The organism is Prochlorococcus sp. MIT2308, from assembly GCF_059772345.1.
The window spans coordinates 476,093-490,761 of record NZ_CM186283.1; the positions used below are offsets into that span (position 1 = coordinate 476,093).

A 14,669-nucleotide genomic window follows, 5' to 3' on the forward strand; every position below is an offset into this window, starting at 1 on the left:
ACATCTGCAGTTATCATCTTAGGCAAGATGATTCATCCCATTACGTTGATTAATGTTTAAAAGCTAATGACTCTGAGTTCTCATAGACAACACAAAATTTATATTGCTGCAAAGATGGAGTATGGACTTGGTTCTGAAGATCCAGAAGAATTAGCGCTTTATGAGTTGATCAAAAAAGAAATAGAAAAAGACTGCAAAAACAGAAATATGGGCATTAAAAGAATTGATTAGACTCTCATTTCATAAAGTGTCTAAAGATAGAGTAAACATTTAACTTCGCTAACTTAAAGATCTGCGGGTGTAGTTCAGTGGTAGAACGTCAGCTTCCCAAGCTGAATGTCGCCAGTTCGAGTCTGGTCATCCGCTTGAAAAAAATCGAAACTAAATTTTAATTGTGTGGTGTAACTCACAACAGCAAGTTCAGTCCACAGAAAACCACTGATGTCGAGATAATTTGATTTTAGATATTTACATGGATAACCCCTCTAAGGAACAAATTCTTGCTGCATCCAGTGGATGGGTTGCTACAACATTAAATTTCCTTCCTGGCTTAGGCGCTGGATACCTTTACCAACGTCGCTGGATTCCTTACTTTGCAACTGCAGGAGCAGCTACAGCTTGGTTCGTTCTAGGAGCCATCTTAAATGGTGATACAGAGCCAACAAAAGCCGAACAATTAATTGGAATAGGAGGCTTATTTTTGATATCAATCACAACAATGGTTGAATCTAAAATTGCTCATAAGAAAGCAAGATTAGTCGTAGAAGAACAACAGCTTCAGGCAAAGACTCCAAAGAAAAAAGGAGGTCTTTTTAGATAATCAGTCATTTATGAAATTAATAATCATGACAGTAAAAAATCATAATTTTGTTAGGAGAGGTTGAAGATATGATTAATGAGACAGATTTTTATATAAATATAGTAGTGCTCTTTTTGCTTCATAATCATCTAATCAAATAAGTGGCTATAGAAAAAACGTATTCAGCTTTAAGATTACTATTCCGTTTGAACAATTGGCAGCTGTATATGACAGTGTAGAAAACAAACAACTTGTGAAAGAAGAAAAAATTGTTTGTCTTTATGGAGGGATAAATAAAGAGTATCGAAGTAGTGCCGTTGTTATAGAGCAAGCTGAAGAAGATAAATCAATCGCAATGTTTTCCAATCCTAAAGTAAGACCTTTAATTGAGGAAGCTGGACAAATTAATGTTTCAACCGTCATCACTAGTTACTTACAAAGTTAATTAAAAGATGAATTACTTTCTTTGTCTTGTTGTATTTGCTGTATTTATAAGTGGCATTCCAAGAACACTTCTCGAGTCAGTTCCTTAAAACCAAATATAATCTCTGAGAATCAGAGACAAAGAGATCTTTGCCTAGATTAGTATCCTTACATAATTCAAACTGCTAAAGCAATTTCAGACCTAATTCTCAAAAAAGAAAAAGAGTCGGATTTAATTGTTTATTGTGAGATCTTTAAAAATATAGCTGATACAAATTAACTTTTTACATGGAATTGAATTAGCCCTGTAGTTTTATATCTTGAAACTTTCTCAAGGATACAGCCCAATAAAAATATTTTATTCTCCATTTCTAGACTTATCGGCAAGTTCTATACAAAAATTTAAGAACATTAAAGCTTCGAATCTATGCTAGAAATATAAATGAAAGAATCATCAAATTAAAGACTTGACCAACTACAAAAAGATCTAAATGAGCAGTACTAAAGCTATGCAGAAAACTAGAACTTTTTCTGAGTTTGCAAAACAAGCTGACTACTCATTCATGGATTCTCTTAAACCTGATCCTCAGGCAACAGATGATGGTGATGACCACCTAACAAGAGAGGTCTTTTCTGGTCACTATGTACCTGTCACTCCAACAGCAATTCCAAAACCAGAATATGTCGCTCACAGTAAAATATTATTTAACGAATTAGGCTTGAATCAGGAACTTGCTCTAGATGAGCTTTTTCGTCGTCTATTCTCCGGTGACATAAGTGTTGCAACAACACCGATGCGACCATTTGGTTGGGCTACCGGTTACGCATTATCTATCTATGGAACTGAATATACTCAGCAGTGTCCATTTGGGACAGGCAACGGCTATGGAGATGGGAGAGCTATTTCAGTATTTGAAGGTCTCTTTAATGGCAAAAGATGGGAGATGCAACTTAAAGGAGGAGGGCCAACACCTTACTGTAGAGGAGCTGATGGACGAGCAGTGCTTCGTTCAAGTGTTCGTGAGTTTTTAGCGCAGGAATATATGCAGTCAGTCGGAGTACCAACATCACGATCTCTCACACTATATGTCTCTAAATCTGAAACAGTCCGCAGGCCTTGGTATACAAAAGACTCCAATACAATTGATCCAGACATATTAGTAGAAACACCAGCGGCAATCTCAACACGAGTCGCACCTTCATTTTTACGGGTAGGTCAGATAGAACTCTTTGCACGTCGAGTACGCAACTATGAGCATCAGGATGCAATGAAAGAGCTCGAGATGATTGTGAAGCACTTAATAATAAGAAATTACAAGGAAGAAATTGATCCTAATCTTAGCTTTAGCAATCAAATCGTTGAACTAGCAAATTCATTCCGAGAACGACTCACATCATTAGTAGCTAATTGGATGCGGATCGGCTATTGCCAAGGAAATTTTAACAGTGACAACTGCGCTGCAGGAGGTTTCACTCTCGATTATGGTCCATTTGGATTTTGCGAACTCTTCGATCCTAGATTCCAACCGTGGACAGGAGGTGGTGAACATTTTTCATTCTTTAATCAACAAGTTGCTGCCGAGGCAAATTATCATATGTTCTTGAGAGCGCTTCAACCAATGCTTACCGGCCACGCAGAGGCTCTGGACAGGCTAGATAGCATCCGTGATGGATTTACTACAGTAATGAATCAGAAAATGGAGAACATGTGGACAAAGAAACTAGGCCTAGTCACCTATGACGCACCTCTAGTTGATGAAATGCTTAAGCTCATGATTCACACAAAGGTAGATTACACAATCTTTTTCCGAAAACTTTCTAGTATTCCAAAAACACTTAACGTCTTAAAAGATAGTTTTTATCAACCAATTTCAGAAGAGATTGAGACAAAATGGATCAGTTGGCTACAAAGGTGGCGGAAGCAAGTAATTAACAAAGGTGATCAAATTGAAATATCAGCAAAAATGAAACGCGTTAATCCAAAATACACATGGCGGGAATGGCTCATCACACCTGCATACGAAATGGCAGAAAAAGGAGACTATGGTCTCATAAAGGAACTACAAGCAGTTTTAGAAAACCCTTACGAAGAGCAATCAATAGAGGTACAAAAAAAATACGACAGACTCAAGCCCAAGAAATTCTTTGGAGCCGGTGGGGTTTCGCATTACAGTTGTTCATCTTGAATCAAGATGAACATTTAAATTTAGTGATATTGGGACTAGCAATTTAAAAATAACCGCTCAAAAAAAATAAAAAATAAAATAAAAAGACTTTTTTCCCTTTTTTGTATACAGGTAACCGAACTAAATATTCTCTCGATATTCTAAGAATTTGAGGATGATTTAAAGACATATCTAAATCCATGTCAGAAGAAACAAAATCTAAAATTAGAATTTTTCTTCCATTTAGTTGGTTCATTCCCGCAGTAATTTCTTTTGGAGTGATTAATTATCATCAATTATCTGCTGGCATTCCACCCATAGCTATTTGATTAATGTCATCACACACCCCCGAATACTACGAAGCTATCGTTGAAGCTTCAAAAAGAGGTGAGTTGTGGGGACTAGATCAATTTACTAACAACTCAAAGCAACTTGAGATTAATTTTGACGACTCTGTTTATAAATAATGGCAGATTTCGACAAGATAAATTCTCTAAACATTGAAGGTAGAAAGTTAACTTTGAGTTGAATTCCATGTACGATCTCTGAGATTTAGTGACAAAACTTACTCAAGATTGAAAGTATTAATTTTTTTTAAACCCTAGATATACAATTAGCCAATATATCATTCCTCTTAGACGATCAAACTTAAACCATTTCAACTATTAATTTTATTCCAAATAATCTCAGCATCTCTAAGAAGGTAGAGAGCTTCTTTTCTACCTACAGCTCTTTCAGCATCATCCATCAACTTAATGTATCTTTCCCTCAAGGCCTGCTTTTCCAGAACTATTTTAGTGAACATGTGAAGCTTTTCTGCTCGATCTTCAACATTGCAATTCTGAACTGTCTTGATAAGTCCATGCGGAAGCCTCGCTCTGACACGAACGTTGTGCCTACTCATTACTGAATTTTTTTCATAAATTTTATTCAAATATTCTGTGAAGGCCTTTAGTTAACTGCGTGTAGGGTTAACCTCCAATCCTTTGTTTTCCACTATGAAATTTTCGGTAATTCAATTCCATAGTCTCTTGCTAGTTGAATCAACTCATTCATTGATAAGTCAACGAGGTAACTTCGTATACATTGATAAGCATGAAAACTCTCAACACTTTTTCTCTCATTGAACATTGAACGAGAGATTCTTAGAGCTAATGCTTCTTTAGTGAAAATTGGACAAGTGTGATTATTTAAATATTATTCAACTCTTAGGGATATTTGTGTATGTGGCTTCTTAAAAAAAACAAAAAAATGCATCAAAACTCTCACCCATAAAGTCACAATCTCAAAATTGACCTTTTAGTATTTTTATTTATTTAAATAACCATGGGTGAATCTAAAAAAGGTAAAAAAAATGGATTTCTCCCCAAAACGTTAAAGACTTCAGAAAAAAAAGAGGTAATTAGAGAACCCAAAGGAAGACTAATCTCATGGTCTCCCTGGCCTCCTGCTAATTTCAAAACTCGTTACCCAGCATTCCCTTTAGTTACGACTGTTTTGATATTAATAATTTTACGCTGGCTAACCTCGGCTAATTAACTTAATTAAGTACTAGTAAATAGTTGAACTTATATAATGAAAGTTGTTTTTTAAAAATGAAAATAAGGTATTTCTCTTGGGGGGGCTGAACCCGTAGAACAAATACCAAATTGCAAGCACTCCATCACATCATCATCATATTTTGGCTTGTAATTAGCAAACAAATCAGACATTTCATTTCCTTGAATAGAAACCCCAGAAAAATTTCGAAATAATTGCTTTGAGAATGGCATGGTTAGATACCTAAACAACCTGCTTAATTTCTACTCATATTGGTTTAAGAAAGCTATGGGGAGGAACACTCAAGTATTTATACATTAAGAGAAAACAATTCAATACATAGAGACAATTTCCAAGGCTCAACTAGTGCATTTCTTGAAAGACATTTTTTTAAGAGGCAATTTTTCTCAAAGCTTTATTTTGCGTTGCTCGATAATAAAGTTCCATTATTTTGATTTTTATCTCTGACTAAAGCCATCCGGAGACTGAAGATAGGAAGTTTGGCCTAAATAGGGATCTTCGCCAAAAAGATCGTTCATTTGCTTTTCTGTCATTTGATTAGGACCTTGAACGGTTTCAATAGGATCTGATTCTATAAGCGATGCATCTATTTCATCAGCATTAACAGACGCAGGATAAAGATTCAGGAGAAGACAAAGAGAGAAAGAAACAAGTCGAATTAGCAATGTGCTAGTCATTTTCTTGAAATTAACTATCGGTAGAATCGGAACCATCAACTTGCTCAACCGTCTCATCTTGACTTGTTTTGTTCTCATTAGATAAAGAGCATCCACCTTCACCCCATGCAAAAACAGGAGCTATCGTAAAAGAAAAGGCGAATACTAAAGGTAGAATTTTATTCATAAGAAAAATTGGAAGCAAAGCAATATTAAAGCCTTTTAAGAAAGTTCGTTTAACTGACTTAATTCATATCCATTCCTGTTTCCATTTCATTAATAGACAACTCCCTTTGATCACTATCTAATGGTCCTAAAGTAATTTCATGGGAAGTTTCTTCGATTACTTCAGGCAAGGATGGTTCAATAAATATCCCGAGAGGATTTTCACCATTGTCTTCCAGAATTGACAGGTCATCAAATAGAGACATCTCTTCTTGATCTGTCAGTAATTCTGATTCTGATTCTGATTCTGTTAAAAGGTTATTATCCTCACTAGATATTCTTTGACTTGTATCGTTTATTAGTAATTTCGAAAGATCGACAATATCTATAATTACCGACTTCTGATTTTTAATCATATCTTGAATCACATTAATTATTTCATCAGATTTTGTAGGTTGAGAAATAAAAGCGAAACAAGTCCAACCAGTCAGAATAATTGAAATTAAGACAATAGAAATAAATGCAGAATAGATTGCTTTTATTATTGTTTTAATCATTCGAAAACCTTAGATATTGATAAATCTAGGCACATCATTTAATACTTAAAACGGGCTCTTCACACCCTGTAAACGCGTATAAATACTTTGGGGGTTGTTCTCTATTTTTTCTACACGAACAGAGCAGAAGAGTAAAAGAGTATTTAGGGAGCTTAATTATGTCCTTTAATCAATTCAAACCTTTAATTAAAACTATAGAAAAGCATTCCTCACGTATGTTTCATGAAGCATCATAGAAACGTTGTGGATTTGAAATGCCTGCAGTATGGTGTTTGTTCTATTTAAACCAAATCAGTTAGAACAGAAGAGTTGCTTTTGGGATAAAACTAATCTTGAGTAACCAACTTCAGGAATTTATTCAATAAATTTATCTAATTCACTAAGTTTCGTTCTAAATATCTTTTTTGTTTCAGTCATTTCTCCTGAATAAAATTTTATTGGTAAATTAGAAATTGGATTCTCAGAACTCATAAAAAGGTCAACTGAATTTTTTCATCTATAAAAAAACAAATATTTAAAAGCTAATCAATAAAACTATAAAAATGTTGTATTTCTCGCTCTAAAAAATGTTTGAAAGGCTTGCACTGAAATAAGTATCTACATATCCAATATTAAAGTTACTAATCAGCTATTAATAGACAGTATAAATACTTGAGTGTTTACTCTCTAGGTTTCATTACCCCAATAGGAGTAGAAATGAAATATGGATCTTCACCTCCTATGTCTTACGGAAATCGCTTTGCTCAATTGACTACTGAAGCTGCTGAAAATGCGGCTCGACTAGTTCTTAGACAACTTTCTGAAAGACTTAATTTTTCAAAGCTCCAATCAAAAAATGATGAAGAAATGGAGTGCTTGCAATTTGGCATCTGTTCTTATCAAGCTCAACCACAAAGAGTAATTCAATAAGATTAATCAGATGAAATACATTGATCTAATTTTGATATTTTCTTCATTATCAATGACATTTTTAGGTTTCTCTTTTCTTACTATTTAGTGAATGAAGAAAAGGCTGAGAGAATTAGACAAAGCTGTCGCAAAGTTGGTAATTTAATAAACTCATTTGTTATCAGAGTCTTCTAAGAGATCTGAATATTCTGATGAATATGAAATTGGCAACTCAGACGCGCTATTTGTTGATCTCACTAACAAAGCAGTTAATTCAGCTGTCCGTTTATTGTTAATGACATTGCTACCGTGCGCTGATATCGCAGCTCCAGCAACAAGGGCAGAGATTGGCTTCCACAAAGATAAAGATTTTAAATCGTTCTTTTTAACTTCAGCCAATAAGAAACCAAGCCCAAATAAAATACCAAACAAAGCTCCTGACCATTGGCATATTTTGCCTGAAATAGATTTCGCGTTTTCGGCAGCATTAATTTGATCTTCCATTGTGTAAGTTTTTGAAAACTAAGTATGTAATTACTCAATCATTATAAAAGCATTCTCTAAACTTGATGCAAATAAGTAATTAATCCAGTAGAAGTAATCTAATCAGCAAGAAAAAAAAAAGATCTAATAAAAAATAAGTAAAGAGATGCCTAGGAACGAAAATGACAGTGAGAAAAATATCAAAAGTAATTCCGTCGTTTTCATAGCCACTCAGAATCTTCTAATAGGTTTGAATATTGTTCATAATTAAAGAAAATGTCTTCTTCTAATACTTCTTCCAGGCAAATTCTCTTAAAGTATGTCATTTTAATTAAATAAGAGGATTTTTTAATCATCTAAAAAAATAGTCAAAATCGTGAGTTATTGACATTCGGTTTACATGGTTCGGTATGTTTTCTTAATTAACCAACTAATTTCATACAAAGTTCAGGCTTGAAAAATCCCTGAATAAAAAAATATACTGATAAAAAACAGATAAAAAGTCTTCATCGAAGAAGTAATTATTGATAAACGCTACCTTATCAACTTAAGTGAAACACTTTATCGCTAAGTACAAAAATCAAAAGTCCTATGGAAGTCATAGCCAACAAAATTCCACCAAAAATTAAAGTATTGTTTTTTTCAGTTTTTTGCTCAAGAACTTTTTGAACTTTTAGAGAATTAGCTTTTCTTTCCTCTCTCTTACTCATGAGTTTCAAAGTTGAATGGATAATAGATTGACCTTATACACATAAAATCATTTTATAGCTTTAGAGGGTTTTGATAACATTTTCTCTACACTTTCATTGTGCAAGATAGATACTTTTAATTTTTAATGATTTTGACTTGACCCATTTTAAGACCACTGATTTGAGATAAATTCTTTTTAAGTTTTTTGGAGGTTTTCCTACTAAGCAATCTAAAACTTTGAGCAACCGTTCTTCCATTAGAGTTTTGACCAACAACTGAGAATAAGAAATTTTTTCCTTTGCCTACTTGAGAGCCCAAGCGTCCTCCTCCATATACGCCTCCAAGCAGAGCCGGAACACACAGAATCCCAGCACTTGCACCACATATTGCAAAACCCACAAATGCTCCTGTATATGTACCGCCAGCAGCACCGACAACACCAAGAAGAAGATTATCTTCTTGTCGAACCGAATACCACTGAGAAATATTATCTTTAGGGATAAAATCATTTGGTCCTGAGAACCCCTCCTCTGTAAGAGTTATTTGACAATTAGAAACCTCAATACTTTCGTCGTCGTCATTAGAGGAGGATTGAGTAACATCACAAAGAGCATTGTAAACTTCGGCTCTTGTAGCAACTGGATACAATAATCCTATTATTAGTAAAGGTGTAATTAACAATTTTGACATATAAGACGTGAGTCGAAGTCACGATGTTTTTTAGATTCTGTTTGATATTACCGAAAGTTGTTCATCCGACAAACAATAATCAAAGAAATATCAAAGTAGCATTTTGAAGTGTATCTCACTCTATAACTACAGGGTTTAGCACGAACAAGGCATAATTATTTATTCGTTCAATATCGCAAAAAAAAAGGAAGATGGAACCAATATAATGTTAAAGAAAAATCCCTACAAATTGGTTTAGATACATTCCTATTTTTTAACATTCTGGATTTAAAGTTCATACGTCACACTTATTTGAGATATTAACTTTCATTAAGACATCATAAACTTGCGTGTAAGTTGAAATCTATTTCAGGAGGAGACAGTCTAATTAGTAGCAAAAGCTCTAAAACCCCTCAATAATTTTTGCTAAGACAATATTACAAATTTAATAATCTCATATAGATTCTGGCTGCCCAAAGTAAAAAAAAATGCAGATTACAACATTAGCTTTAGCTTTCTCAGAGTGGGGTATTGGAAGATTTCCATTGGATTTAATTATTTTCCTTTGTGTAGTACTAATCTTTGCATTACCAGCAGGTATCAATAGAAAAAAGATTTTTGTTGAAGGTGATGCTTTTACGACTAGGTTGAAAAAACAATAAAAAGGCGGCTTTAAACCCCTTTAAATCTTTGGTGAGTATTCTATTTCTGTTTAGTAGCCATTTAAGCAAGGAAGCATTGGGAAAGCTAATAAATTTCCTTGTTTATGATCTTTTCCATCAGCAATAAAATACGTCATAATATTTCAATCAAATCAATTTTATCGGCTTTTAGTTGAAGTCATTATTTTTACGATTGAACATTATTGCGCCGACGAAAATAAAATAAAAGCTTATTTCCTCTGATGTGGTTTTTCTGTCTGGGGCTAAGCGTGAGAGACATAACTCTTTGTAGGATCTAAAAAGATGAACTTGGTATCAACTAGTAATAAGGTTTAGTTGTTTGTTTTTATTAACCATGACAAATACATTTACCTCCCTTCCAGGAAGAACATTTCTTTTTTTTGCATTTCTTCTTTTTTTTCTTATCTCCCATAAGAAATAAATTCTACATTTTGATTTTTATAGAGCGGAAATTGACTTGTTGGATGATCAACTTTAAAAATTTCCATCCACAAAATCATTTTTCAACTTTATCAGCCATAAGCAAACCATTATTATATTTAAGTTGAATTCAGTTTTTATTGGTTGTAATACCTAACCAAATCAACAATCAAAAAAATCACAAACCCGACAGCTAGAATGACTGGCAATATTTGATTCCTACGAAGCTTTTGAATGATATTAGGACTATCGTCCTTCTTTTCTTTTTTTATTGTCTTAGGAGGCAACCCCTGTTCTTTTCTCCTTTTAGCTTCACCCATATTTATGTAAAAGTTCCTCCACTTCAATAATGGCGTTTCTATTGCAAAATTTCTCATATCTTAAGATAAAAGAAATTATCTACATATTTAATAAAAGCTATAACAAGGCTTATGACTGAAAAAGTTCACATCGCGAAATTAAATAAAATCTATTCCGAATTTTTGAGGGATCATTTTATCCATCGACATAATGGTTATGAGCAAAAAACACACATATAGGTACGCATTTACTTTATTGAAAATGAAGAACGTTGAAGGTAGAAATGAATATATGGATTTAGCAAAAGAAGCAATCTCTTATGGCTTCAAATTTTAAGGCAAAAAGCTAAAAAAATTCACCGAATTAACTTTCAAGCATAATTCTTTATTACTTGGTTGTTGTTGATTAAGCGAAAGCAGGACTTTTCTCAACAAGATAATTCCTTGTCAACTTAATCAAATAAAAAATTGTCTTTTTAATCAAAGGACCAATACCTATATCAATAATTATGTGCAAAACAAGGGAAATGCAAAAGAAGGCATAAAAAATTAAATGGCAAATAAAAGTATTTATAAAATCATCTTTTTCTTTTTCAGTAATATCTTCTTTTTGAATGAGTTTTGATGGCAAGAAATCAGCAAATGAATTTACGCTTGCTGATTCAACTAGTCCAGATGAAATCAGTTCCTGTTTATTTACTGTTGGAGCAGCAGTGGAATTCATAACGGAAGCCTTAATTAAATCCACCCTACTTTCTTAGTGATAAGTTTGGCTTATGTCTTCATCTTTTCGTCTTAAATCTTGTTCAAATAAGCCATTGTTTCCAAATCTTTCTGTAACATGATTGGTACTTTCTGAACATCAAACCTGTTCTTTATTTTTAATATCTTTTTTTTAAAAAAATTAATCATAACCTTAAAGCTATATAAGTTTTTTTATTAAATCTATAATTTACAATAATTCAATCCGTAAGAATCACTAAAAGAAGGTGCTAGCGCACCTATTGAAGTTAGCTTTCAAGTTTTAAAGTCTACTTTTTAAAAAGAGAGCTCTTTACCCCAGCTTGTTCCCACTTTTTTATTGTTGGTCTTAAGAAAGACATGGGGAGGGCAGTCAAAACTGCAAATGAGACAACAAGTATCAGATCAGTAGTGAAATGATTAACCCCAAAATCAGTGCCAGCAAGCCATAGCCATGGGAAAGCAGTAGAAAATAAACCAGTCAGCATAAATTCTCTTTCAATTAAAGAAGAGCATATAAGAATATTGTGATCAATGATTCTTTTCTTAGTAAAAATTATTAGTCTCTTTTATTTTTTTTTTTTTTTTGAGTTAATTAACAATCACAAATTAGTTTGGAATTAATTAGATCTACTTTATGTACCTATCAAATATCAATGGGAATACAAAACTGGATTTGCTAGAAGAAAAATTCAAGAAAGAGGTCTTGAAGCAGCAGCAACAAAAATATTTGTATTTTTTGAGTTGAATACAGAAAAAATCTATAAGAATGGTATTAAAAACTAACTTGCCTAACAAATCTTTTCTATCAGATTCAAAAACTCATACGGAGTTCTAAATAAGATTAAAAAGCAAATACCGTATTTCATGCGTCAAAAACTTCGTCAACCCACTAGCAAAAAGCAAAATTTCCTATGAAACAGATGCAGTAATGATTCACTATGAATTTCAAGTAGCTATGAAGAATTTATCAAATATGAAGTGTAAAATCCTTAGATTTTAAGTATGGTCTTGATTCTTATTCCTTTGTATTATCCATCGCCTAGTTTGCCTGATAAATGAGATTTTTTGTTCTAGATCTAAATAAGGTTGAATAGTTATATCCTGTAATTTCCTCTAAGGGTGCCACAATTTCCATGTCGATTCTAACGAATCTGCCTAACGACACAGTGCCCTGAACTATCTTCAATCATAAACAAACCTCATATTAGGTTTCTGGCCTATTCTTGACTCCTTCTGATTCGTACCATTCGACTAACATCTTCCCACCAGCTTCTTGATCTTCTCCATCAATAAATTAATAAGAAATAGAATTACGCTATATAACTCTTAGAAAACTAATAAACAGAACTACATTGAATAAAATTATTATATTTAAAAAATATTGTCTTGCTAAAACTTTGTCATAGAGTAGCTAGAATTAAAAGAAAATATAATTATTGTATTTTTATTTAAAAGGTAATTAGTAAGAACAACTATTAATAATAGTTTTCTTGATTAACTTATCATTTAATGGAGTTTTCCAGTCTTTTACTTGCTTAATGTCTCCAGTTACAGGAAGTTTGCTATATAATCTATTTTCACAATCAATAGCCATTAAAAAAGAATCAGTATTAATAATTTTTTGATCCTCAGGATCAACTTCAGATTGTTTTGTTATAACTGAAAGAAAGCCTCTATTATCATAATTAATTGAACTAGGCTCTATAAATATTACTTCATTATTTGTCTTAGACACTTCTAGCCATTTGATCTCCTGAGCTGAAAGCACTATAGGAAAAAAGAACACTATTAAAACAATCGAAAAGGTAAACGATAATAGCTGTTTTATATAATTCTTATGAATTATCATTATTTATAGATTACAAATATGTACTTTATAGTAGAGTCGACAAATAAGAAAAAACATCTACATCTTATAGTAAATACACATAAATTATCTTTTCTTAAACAATGACATTATTACATTATCGCACACACCATAATTATTTTTAATCTATATACTGTGATTATGAAAGGTGGTATGTTAAAAAATTAGGCCCGCTGTATAAAAAAATAAAACTATTGGCTATTTACCTTGATATTAATGGTCACTTGTAAAGATGGTCATATGCTAAATGTTGCTCCATTTCTCTACCTAAAGAAAAAAGAATTTCATTAACTCGTTTCAACTTTTTCTCTAATTCACTTCTCTTAAATTGTAGATCAACAAATTTTCTCTGCAACTCAGCTTGATGCCTTTTTCTTAAATCATCATTTTGATTACTTGGAGTTGATGAAATTTGATTTTTCATAGTTATGACCATTGATATTTAGATAGGGAAACTAGAGAAAGAACATGAGTTTTAATAGTTTTGGTTTTACTTCAATAAATGATCTACTAGAAGTAGCCGCTAACTGTAAATCCGTCTTAATGCTGGAGTATTATGACCTCAGCTTTCTTACCTCAGCATTTATTACGTCTATAATCACAGAAGTATATTGTCTATAATTAAATACGAACGACACAAAAGATGATTCTGAGTACGGCAGATGAGCAATTATTTTTCAATTTACTAAACTGATATCCTCAGAAAGCCGTTATGTATATCTTCATATTGTTAATTTATGAGTAGTTATCAAAAGAAAATTAAAAAACCATTTTCAATAGTATAATATTTAAATTTGAGAATCAAAAAATTATCACTCTAAATATATTAATTGCTTATGTGATATATTTTTTCCTTAAAGCCGTAACATAATAGACGTAATAGCTTTAACCTAGATTAAATAGGTAGTTATGGGAGGGTTATTATTAGAAAATGTTCTTTTATTGGTGAGTTTATTGATTGAAATCAAGGCCAAGTCGTAAGAAGATAAACCAACTTCATATTCAAAAGAGAATTGTTTATCAATGGTATTTGGATTGGTAATTATGACTTTTGAACTATTCATTCTAATCTTTCATAGATATAAGCTCAGTAAAAGCTAGCCATATAAATTATCAAGTGAAGCAAAGACACTTTAATAAGTGTTCATTATGAGTAATTACAATTTCTAAATGATCTGGTTGAGTATTGGCAATTTATCACTCAACAAAAAGGAAAGTATCTAGTTGGATTCCTCAGAAATCGATTGAGGCTTTGGTCTCTTCTTCTTTGGTTTTTGAAGCTTATAACCAAATTCAATAAGTTGATGATATGTCAATTTAGCTTGTAAAGCACTTAAGGATAGACGTTTTTCATTATCTTTCTGAAGATAAAAATTTCCTTTATTATTATTATTAGTCTCAATAGTGATAAATTCCTTTCCTTTCTTAAGAATCCAAGGTTCTTTTAGATAATTATCGTCTCCAACATTTAAATCCCATGGAACTTGAACTGGCTTTTTCTTTGATGGCATTGTTTAAAATTTACATACCATAATTTTTATTTTACATATAATTCTTACGATAATCAATTTAATGCAACTAATGATCAAAACTGTTGTGAT

25 protein-coding genes and 1 tRNA gene are annotated in these 14,669 nt (G+C 32.4%); 10 read left to right on the forward strand and 16 right to left on the reverse strand.

The genetic code is table 11. The features are described 5' to 3' along the window. Positions 1–66: 66 nt before the first annotated feature. From AC6EIW_RS02865 to AC6EIW_RS02895, 7 genes are all read left to right on the forward strand, one after another. Positions 67–231 carry a hypothetical protein gene (locus AC6EIW_RS02865; RefSeq protein ID WP_498521093.1) on the forward strand — a complete coding sequence of 55 codons (165 nt, stop codon included), beginning with the start codon at positions 67–69 and terminating at the stop codon, positions 229–231. Between the two features lie 63 nt (positions 232–294). Beyond that, positions 295–366 (forward strand) — tRNA-Gly (locus tag AC6EIW_RS02870). 106 nt (positions 367–472) lie between these two features. Then, positions 473–820 (forward strand): DUF8646 family protein, encoded by a 348-nt coding sequence (locus AC6EIW_RS02875; protein WP_498521605.1) that lies wholly within the window; start codon positions 473–475, stop codon positions 818–820. A gap of 136 nt (positions 821–956) precedes the next feature. Further along, positions 957–1,244 carry a DUF3764 family protein gene (locus tag AC6EIW_RS02880; protein ID WP_498521606.1) on the forward strand — a complete coding sequence of 96 codons (288 nt, stop codon included), beginning with the start codon at positions 957–959 and terminating at the stop codon, positions 1,242–1,244. 469 nt (positions 1,245–1,713) lie between these two features. After that, positions 1,714–3,408: a protein adenylyltransferase SelO gene (locus AC6EIW_RS02885; RefSeq protein ID WP_498521094.1), complete on the forward strand. Its 1,695-nt coding sequence runs from the start codon at positions 1,714–1,716 to the stop codon at positions 3,406–3,408. 179 nt (positions 3,409–3,587) lie between these two features. Further along, positions 3,588–3,716, forward strand: coding sequence for a hypothetical protein (locus AC6EIW_RS02890; protein WP_498462905.1), 129 nt, complete (start codon positions 3,588–3,590; stop codon positions 3,714–3,716). Positions 3,717–3,719: 3 nt separating this feature from the next. After that, on the forward strand, positions 3,720–3,854 hold the full coding sequence (locus AC6EIW_RS02895; protein ID WP_498521095.1) for a hypothetical protein: 135 nt from the start codon (positions 3,720–3,722) through the stop codon (positions 3,852–3,854). Between the two features lie 191 nt (positions 3,855–4,045). Here the strand turns inward: AC6EIW_RS02895 and AC6EIW_RS02900 are convergent, their stop codons facing one another. Further along, positions 4,046–4,291: a hypothetical protein gene (locus AC6EIW_RS02900; protein WP_498521096.1), complete on the reverse strand. Its 246-nt coding sequence runs from the start codon at positions 4,289–4,291 to the stop codon at positions 4,046–4,048. A 92-nt stretch (positions 4,292–4,383) separates the two neighbouring features. Next, a complete protein-coding gene (locus tag AC6EIW_RS02905; RefSeq protein WP_498521097.1) occupies positions 4,384–4,518 on the reverse strand; it encodes a hypothetical protein in 135 nt (44 codons plus the stop codon). Between the two features lie 195 nt (positions 4,519–4,713). Between AC6EIW_RS02905 and AC6EIW_RS02910 the strand changes: the two genes are divergently transcribed. Further along, complete coding sequence (locus AC6EIW_RS02910; RefSeq protein WP_498521098.1) at positions 4,714–4,926, forward strand: hypothetical protein; 213 nt, start codon at positions 4,714–4,716, stop codon at positions 4,924–4,926. A 50-nt stretch (positions 4,927–4,976) separates the two neighbouring features. Here the strand turns inward: AC6EIW_RS02910 and AC6EIW_RS02915 are convergent, their stop codons facing one another. From AC6EIW_RS02915 to AC6EIW_RS02930, 4 genes are all read right to left on the reverse strand, one after another. Further along, a complete protein-coding gene (locus tag AC6EIW_RS02915) occupies positions 4,977–5,159 on the reverse strand; it encodes a hypothetical protein (RefSeq protein WP_498521099.1) in 183 nt (60 codons plus the stop codon). Positions 5,160–5,384: 225 nt separating this feature from the next. After that, positions 5,385–5,624: a hypothetical protein gene (locus AC6EIW_RS02920; RefSeq protein ID WP_498521100.1), complete on the reverse strand. Its 240-nt coding sequence runs from the start codon at positions 5,622–5,624 to the stop codon at positions 5,385–5,387. A 10-nt stretch (positions 5,625–5,634) separates the two neighbouring features. Continuing rightward, positions 5,635–5,790 carry a hypothetical protein gene (locus tag AC6EIW_RS02925; RefSeq protein ID WP_498521101.1) on the reverse strand — a complete coding sequence of 52 codons (156 nt, stop codon included), beginning with the start codon at positions 5,788–5,790 and terminating at the stop codon, positions 5,635–5,637. A 58-nt stretch (positions 5,791–5,848) separates the two neighbouring features. Further along, entirely contained in the window at positions 5,849–6,325 is a 477-nt protein-coding gene (locus AC6EIW_RS02930) for a hypothetical protein (protein WP_498521102.1), read from the reverse strand. Positions 6,326–6,976: 651 nt separating this feature from the next. Here AC6EIW_RS02930 and AC6EIW_RS02935 point away from each other — a divergent pair. Next, positions 6,977–7,234, forward strand: coding sequence for a hypothetical protein (locus AC6EIW_RS02935; protein ID WP_498521103.1), 258 nt, complete (start codon positions 6,977–6,979; stop codon positions 7,232–7,234). 150 nt (positions 7,235–7,384) lie between these two features. On the opposite strand, the gene AC6EIW_RS02940 is transcribed toward AC6EIW_RS02935, so the two are convergent. The 3 genes from AC6EIW_RS02940 to AC6EIW_RS02950 form a co-directional block, all read right to left on the reverse strand. Next, the gene (locus AC6EIW_RS02940) at positions 7,385–7,717 is read right to left on the reverse strand and encodes a hypothetical protein (RefSeq protein ID WP_498521104.1); all 333 of its coding nucleotides are present in this window, start codon (positions 7,715–7,717) and stop codon (positions 7,385–7,387) included. Between the two features lie 521 nt (positions 7,718–8,238). Beyond that, positions 8,239–8,406: a hypothetical protein gene (locus tag AC6EIW_RS02945; protein WP_498521105.1), complete on the reverse strand. Its 168-nt coding sequence runs from the start codon at positions 8,404–8,406 to the stop codon at positions 8,239–8,241. Positions 8,407–8,521: 115 nt separating this feature from the next. Beyond that, a complete protein-coding gene (locus tag AC6EIW_RS02950) occupies positions 8,522–9,076 on the reverse strand; it encodes a hypothetical protein (protein WP_498521106.1) in 555 nt (184 codons plus the stop codon). A gap of 467 nt (positions 9,077–9,543) precedes the next feature. Between AC6EIW_RS02950 and AC6EIW_RS02955 the strand changes: the two genes are divergently transcribed. Next, the gene (locus AC6EIW_RS02955) at positions 9,544–9,717 is read left to right on the forward strand and encodes a hypothetical protein (protein ID WP_498521107.1); all 174 of its coding nucleotides are present in this window, start codon (positions 9,544–9,546) and stop codon (positions 9,715–9,717) included. Positions 9,718–10,295: 578 nt separating this feature from the next. Here AC6EIW_RS02955 and AC6EIW_RS02960 read toward each other — a convergent pair. The 7 genes from AC6EIW_RS02960 to AC6EIW_RS02990 all read right to left on the reverse strand — a co-directional run bounded on the left by AC6EIW_RS02960 (position 10,296) and on the right by AC6EIW_RS02990 (position 14,579). Beyond that, positions 10,296–10,535 carry a hypothetical protein gene (locus AC6EIW_RS02960; RefSeq protein ID WP_498521108.1) on the reverse strand — a complete coding sequence of 80 codons (240 nt, stop codon included), beginning with the start codon at positions 10,533–10,535 and terminating at the stop codon, positions 10,296–10,298. A gap of 328 nt (positions 10,536–10,863) precedes the next feature. Continuing rightward, positions 10,864–11,181 (reverse strand): hypothetical protein, encoded by a 318-nt coding sequence (locus AC6EIW_RS02965; protein ID WP_498521109.1) that lies wholly within the window; start codon positions 11,179–11,181, stop codon positions 10,864–10,866. A gap of 307 nt (positions 11,182–11,488) precedes the next feature. Continuing rightward, complete coding sequence (locus AC6EIW_RS02970; protein WP_498521110.1) at positions 11,489–11,686, reverse strand: hypothetical protein; 198 nt, start codon at positions 11,684–11,686, stop codon at positions 11,489–11,491. Between the two features lie 974 nt (positions 11,687–12,660). Continuing rightward, positions 12,661–12,969: a hypothetical protein gene (locus AC6EIW_RS02975; protein WP_498521111.1), complete on the reverse strand. Its 309-nt coding sequence runs from the start codon at positions 12,967–12,969 to the stop codon at positions 12,661–12,663. A 319-nt stretch (positions 12,970–13,288) separates the two neighbouring features. Then, complete coding sequence (locus AC6EIW_RS02980; protein ID WP_498521112.1) at positions 13,289–13,492, reverse strand: hypothetical protein; 204 nt, start codon at positions 13,490–13,492, stop codon at positions 13,289–13,291. Positions 13,493–13,958: 466 nt separating this feature from the next. Continuing rightward, positions 13,959–14,132: a hypothetical protein gene (locus tag AC6EIW_RS02985; RefSeq protein WP_498521113.1), complete on the reverse strand. Its 174-nt coding sequence runs from the start codon at positions 14,130–14,132 to the stop codon at positions 13,959–13,961. 156 nt (positions 14,133–14,288) lie between these two features. Beyond that, positions 14,289–14,579 carry a cytochrome oxidase gene (locus AC6EIW_RS02990; protein ID WP_498521114.1) on the reverse strand — a complete coding sequence of 97 codons (291 nt, stop codon included), beginning with the start codon at positions 14,577–14,579 and terminating at the stop codon, positions 14,289–14,291. Positions 14,580–14,669 lie beyond the last annotated feature (90 nt).

What these genes read in the sequence shown, in the direction of transcription:
- AC6EIW_RS02875 (WP_498521605.1), top strand. Translation starts at nt 473, where the DNA reads ATGGATAACCCCTCTAAGGAACAAATTCTTGCTGCATCCAGTGGATGG.
- AC6EIW_RS02970 (WP_498521110.1), bottom strand. Translation starts at nt 11,686, where the DNA reads ATGCTGACTGGTTTATTTTCTACTGCTTTCCCATGGCTATGGCTTGCT.
- AC6EIW_RS02900 (WP_498521096.1), bottom strand. Translation starts at nt 4,291, where the DNA reads ATGAGTAGGCACAACGTTCGTGTCAGAGCGAGGCTTCCGCATGGACTT.
- AC6EIW_RS02865 (WP_498521093.1), top strand. Translation starts at nt 67, where the DNA reads ATGACTCTGAGTTCTCATAGACAACACAAAATTTATATTGCTGCAAAG.
- AC6EIW_RS02890 (WP_498462905.1), top strand. Translation starts at nt 3,588, where the DNA reads ATGTCAGAAGAAACAAAATCTAAAATTAGAATTTTTCTTCCATTTAGT.
- AC6EIW_RS02955 (WP_498521107.1), top strand. Translation starts at nt 9,544, where the DNA reads ATGCAGATTACAACATTAGCTTTAGCTTTCTCAGAGTGGGGTATTGGA.
- AC6EIW_RS02895 (WP_498521095.1), top strand. Translation starts at nt 3,720, where the DNA reads ATGTCATCACACACCCCCGAATACTACGAAGCTATCGTTGAAGCTTCA.
- AC6EIW_RS02930 (WP_498521102.1), bottom strand. Translation starts at nt 6,325, where the DNA reads ATGATTAAAACAATAATAAAAGCAATCTATTCTGCATTTATTTCTATT.
- AC6EIW_RS02960 (WP_498521108.1), bottom strand. Translation starts at nt 10,535, where the DNA reads ATGAGAAATTTTGCAATAGAAACGCCATTATTGAAGTGGAGGAACTTT.
- AC6EIW_RS02885 (WP_498521094.1), top strand. Translation starts at nt 1,714, where the DNA reads ATGAGCAGTACTAAAGCTATGCAGAAAACTAGAACTTTTTCTGAGTTT.
- AC6EIW_RS02985 (WP_498521113.1), bottom strand. Translation starts at nt 14,132, where the DNA reads ATGAATAGTTCAAAAGTCATAATTACCAATCCAAATACCATTGATAAA.
- AC6EIW_RS02925 (WP_498521101.1), bottom strand. Translation starts at nt 5,790, where the DNA reads ATGAATAAAATTCTACCTTTAGTATTCGCCTTTTCTTTTACGATAGCT.
- AC6EIW_RS02940 (WP_498521104.1), bottom strand. Translation starts at nt 7,717, where the DNA reads ATGGAAGATCAAATTAATGCTGCCGAAAACGCGAAATCTATTTCAGGC.
- AC6EIW_RS02950 (WP_498521106.1), bottom strand. Translation starts at nt 9,076, where the DNA reads ATGTCAAAATTGTTAATTACACCTTTACTAATAATAGGATTATTGTAT.
- AC6EIW_RS02980 (WP_498521112.1), bottom strand. Translation starts at nt 13,492, where the DNA reads ATGAAAAATCAAATTTCATCAACTCCAAGTAATCAAAATGATGATTTA.
- AC6EIW_RS02915 (WP_498521099.1), bottom strand. Translation starts at nt 5,159, where the DNA reads ATGCCATTCTCAAAGCAATTATTTCGAAATTTTTCTGGGGTTTCTATT.
- AC6EIW_RS02990 (WP_498521114.1), bottom strand. Translation starts at nt 14,579, where the DNA reads ATGCCATCAAAGAAAAAGCCAGTTCAAGTTCCATGGGATTTAAATGTT.
- AC6EIW_RS02905 (WP_498521097.1), bottom strand. Translation starts at nt 4,518, where the DNA reads ATGTTCAATGAGAGAAAAAGTGTTGAGAGTTTTCATGCTTATCAATGT.
- AC6EIW_RS02920 (WP_498521100.1), bottom strand. Translation starts at nt 5,624, where the DNA reads ATGACTAGCACATTGCTAATTCGACTTGTTTCTTTCTCTCTTTGTCTT.
- AC6EIW_RS02910 (WP_498521098.1), top strand. Translation starts at nt 4,714, where the DNA reads ATGGGTGAATCTAAAAAAGGTAAAAAAAATGGATTTCTCCCCAAAACG.
- AC6EIW_RS02965 (WP_498521109.1), bottom strand. Translation starts at nt 11,181, where the DNA reads ATGAATTCCACTGCTGCTCCAACAGTAAATAAACAGGAACTGATTTCA.
- AC6EIW_RS02945 (WP_498521105.1), bottom strand. Translation starts at nt 8,406, where the DNA reads ATGAGTAAGAGAGAGGAAAGAAAAGCTAATTCTCTAAAAGTTCAAAAA.